The sequence below is a fragment of the Actibacterium naphthalenivorans genome (assembly GCF_014196965.1).
Taxonomy (GTDB): Bacteria; Pseudomonadota; Alphaproteobacteria; order Rhodobacterales; family Rhodobacteraceae; genus Actibacterium_A; species Actibacterium_A naphthalenivorans.
The window spans coordinates 1-3,780 of the sequence record NZ_JACIEQ010000034.1 but is presented as its reverse complement, the minus strand read 5'-3'; the positions used below and the strand labels follow the sequence as shown (position 1 = coordinate 3,780).

The following is a 3,780-nucleotide window of genomic DNA, read 5'->3' as shown; positions in this document are numbered from 1 at the left end:
GGCCCCATCGGAAGGTTTCTTCGTAGAACCACGCTAAGGAAGAACGAAGCCTGAACATGGCTTACAGCGTGGCATTTCTGATCGCCTTGTAAGCTGTTGATCTGCCTATGCCGAGGTGTTTTGCGGCTTGAGCGACGGATTTACCTGCGCCGACGAGATCTTGGAGGGCTGAGATTGTCTCGGGTTGCAATGGCGGGCGCCCAGGGATGCGGCCATGCTTTCGAGCGTTGATCAGGCCGTCTTTGGTGCGCTCAGAGATCAGGCGGCGCTCGAAATGCGCAATGGCCCCGAAGACATGGAACACGAGCTCTCCGGCGGCGGAAGTCGTATCGATCCGCTCCTCGAGGCTGATCAGATTGATCTCTCTGGCTTTGAGGCCGTCGACGGTTTCCAAGAGTTCCTTGAGCGAGCGCCCCAACCGATCGAGGCGAATGACGGCGAGGGTGTCGTTGGGTCTGGCCTGATCAAGCAAGGCTGTCAAACCGGGCCGGTTGAACGTTTTGCCGGAGATCACGTCTTCGAACACGCGAATAGCGCCGTGTTGTAGCAGCCGATCTTTCTGTCCGGACAAATCTTGGTCGACGGTCGAGACCCTTGCGTATCCGAGGATGTCGCCAGTGCGTGGCATGGTGTCTCCAAAATGGCCGTTTTAGGCCCTGATCGCAGGTGGTTACCCTAATCCCGGATTTGTGCAGGATATCTGTCTTTTTAACAGTCTCTATAATATTGGGCGTCTTCAAACTTGCAACAACGTTTTGAGGACGCCTTATGGCCCGTAGACTTCTTTCCTCCCGCGCGTATGCGGACCTCTTCGGGGTGCCGACAGATTCTGAAGCCTTGATCCGTCACTATCTGCTGAGCGGAGATGACATTGATCTGATCCGTACTCGCCGCCGCGCCGAAAACCACCTTGGCTTTGCGGTGCATATTTGTCTGCTGCGCTACCCTGGTTTGGGGTGGAGCGAAGGCATCATGCCGCCAGATGAACTGATCGCCTGGCTTGCAGAGCAACTTCAGATCGATGCTTGTTCTCTCGGTGAATATGCCGTCAGGCGAAATACGCGGCATGAACACCATGCCCTCGCGATGCGCCATTTGGGTCTGTCCCCTTTCGGATCTGAACATGTGCAGCAGGCGGAGGATATCGCCACGAGGGCGGCCTTTGCGACGGATCATGGCGTGAAGATTGTCGAGACGCTGATTGCGGACCTGCGCAAGCACCGTTTGGCGCTGCCGAGCGTGGACACGCTTGAGCGCCTCGCCTTGAAGGGCCGGGCGCGCGCGCGAAGGGAGGCTGCCGCGGCGCTGTTTGATGCCCTCTCACTGGAGCAGCGTGACCATTTGCAGGCGCTCTTGGTGAATGACCCGTCCGTAGGGCAAACGCGGCTCACGTGGTTGCGCGGCTTTCCGCACTCGACCAGCCCGGCCAGCATGGCCGCGCTTCTGGACCGTTTGAAATATCTGCGATCATTGAATCTGCCGCCAGATCTTGGCCAGGGTCTGCACCCGGACCGGCTGCTCAAGTTCGCGCGCGAGGGTGCTGTAGCGCCCGTGAGCTTGCTGAACGACTTTGGCGAGCGGCGGCGGATCGCAACACTCGCGGCGCAGATGGCGGATTTATCCGTCACGATCACCGATGCGACCATCGCCATGTTCGAGCGACTGACCGGCCAGCTCTTCTCAAGATCCCGCAACCATCAGGAGGAGGTTTGGCGTATGGGGAAGACTCGGGTTGGCAAGCTGATGCAGCTCTTCGGCGCATCCATTGATGCCATGGCCCGCGCACAAGACCTGGGGCAAGACCCCTTTGCTGCGCTGGATGCGGATGTCGGATGGGATACGCTCCTGGGCAAGCGTGACGAAATTGCCAGCTTCGGAGAGCTGGCAACCAGTGACCCGCTTTCTCTGGCGGCCGAGCGCTATGCGTATATGCGCAAGTTCGCCCCTGCCTTTCTGGAGGCCTTCCAATTCAATGCGACCGATGCGGGGGATGATCTCAAGGACGCCATCGCCTTGCTGCGGGATCAGAACCGCACCGGCAAACGCAAGTTGCCCGATGATCTGCCCATGCCGTTTGCCGCCAAGCATTGGCCGTCGCTGATCGTCCAAGGCGGTCAGCCACAACGGCGCGTGTATGAAACCGCTATTGTGTCCACCTTACGAGACCGCCTGCGAGCCGGGGATGTCTGGGTCGACGGCAGTCGTGAGTATCGCCGGTTCGACAGCTACCTGATGCCCCGGGACACGGCTGAAACTGTCATGCGGGATGCAGGTTTCGAGACCGATCCGGACGCGTGGCTGGCTGATCGCCGGAGCATGTTGGCGAAACGTCTTGACCAAGTGGACCGCGCCTTGAAACGCAATGCTCTTATCGGCGTCCGTATCGAGCGTGGGCGGCTGAAAATCACACCACATGATGCGGTGACACCTCCTGCTGCGGTGCGTTTGGAACGGGCCATCGACGCCGTGATGCCGCGTATCCGCATCACAGAGCTGCTTTGGGAGGTGAATGCGCAGACCGGGTTCCTTGATGCCTTCACTGACCTGCGGTCTGGCAAGCAGCACGATGAACCCGCTGCAGTTCTGGCCACGATCTTGGCTGGAGCCACCAATCTCGGCTTGGAGCGGATGGCCCACGCCTCATCGCGTGTCAGCCATGCGCAACTGACCTGGGCGCAGACATGGTACCTTCGGCCCGAGACATTCGCGGATGCCTTGGGCCGCATTGTCGATGCCCATCATGGTCTGCCCTTCGCGCGACACTGGGGCGCGGCTGAGCACAGCTCATCAGATGGCCAGTTCTTCTCTGCCAATCGTGGCAGCGGACTCATCAATGCCAAGTACGGGCCTGACCCCGGCCTGAAAATCTACTCTTTCCTGTCGGGCCAGTACGGATCGTTCCATTCCAGCGTTATCGGCGCGACGGCGGGCGAAGCGCCCTTTGTGCTCGACGGTCTTCTGGGCAATCCGGCCAGTTTTGACCCCCTCGTTCACTACACAGATACCGGCGGCGTGTCGGACCACGTCTTTGCCCTGTTCCATCTGTTGGGGATGACGTTTGCCCCGCGCTTGCGCGACTTTCCCGACCGGCGGTTGGCGTGCTTCGGTGGCGCGAAGGCGTGGCCTACCCTGTCGCCTCTGATCGGGAAGCCTATCAATGAAGAGGTGACCCGGCAGCATTGGGGCGACGTCATGCGACTCGCGGCCAGCATCCGCGACAAGTCTCTGAAACCGTCTGAAATCCTGCGAAAGCTTGGGGCGTACCGCCAGCAAAACAGGCTGTATCTTGCCCTCGGTGAAATCGGTCGGATCGAACGCACACTCTTCATGCTTGACTGGATCGAGAACGCCGATCTGCGCATGGAATGCCACGCAGGCCTCAACAAGGGCGAAGCGCGGCACTCGCTGGCCAGGGCCGTCTTTGCCCACTCACAAGGGCGCATTCATGATCGTTCTGACGCGGCTCAACAGAAACGGGCCATGGCGCTCAACCTCGTCATCGCCGCCATCACGTTCTGGAACACGATCTACATGGACAAAGCGGCCAGCCACCTCGCACAGGCCAGCCCGCTCTACGACGCCAAGCTGCTTCCGCATACCTCGCCGCTCGGGTGGGAGCACGTCATCCTATCCGGCGACTTCGATTGGCATTCTGGGACCGCTGACCGCAAAATTGCGCGGCCGCTGAACATCAGACCAGCCAGAGACTGGGAAACGTGAAGATGTTCTCTGAAAGTTCCCCCTTAGCGTGGTTCTACGAAGAAACCTTCCGATGGGGCC

At 59.9% G+C, this 3,780-nt stretch carries 2 protein-coding genes; one reads left to right on the top strand and one right to left on the bottom strand.

Annotation, left to right across the window (positions count from 1 at the left end):
* Positions 1 to 61: 61 nt before the first annotated feature.
* Positions 62 to 628 carry a recombinase family protein gene (locus GGR17_RS20045; RefSeq protein ID WP_054540570.1) on the bottom strand — a complete coding sequence of 189 codons (567 nt, stop codon included), beginning with the start codon at positions 626 to 628 and terminating at the stop codon, positions 62 to 64.
* Positions 629 to 768: 140 nt separating this feature from the next.
* Between GGR17_RS20045 and GGR17_RS20040 the strand changes: the two genes are divergently transcribed.
* Complete coding sequence (locus GGR17_RS20040) at positions 769 to 3,720, top strand: Tn3 family transposase (RefSeq protein WP_054540571.1); 2,952 nt, start codon at positions 769 to 771, stop codon at positions 3,718 to 3,720.
* Positions 3,721 to 3,780: the final 60 nt, after the last annotated feature.

Bases quoted from the DNA above. Each gene is read 5' to 3' on its own strand.
- GGR17_RS20045 (WP_054540570.1), bottom strand. From the start codon at position 628: ATGCCACGCACTGGCGACATCCTCGGATACGCAAGGGTCTCGACCGTC.
- GGR17_RS20040 (WP_054540571.1), top strand. From the start codon at position 769: ATGGCCCGTAGACTTCTTTCCTCCCGCGCGTATGCGGACCTCTTCGGG.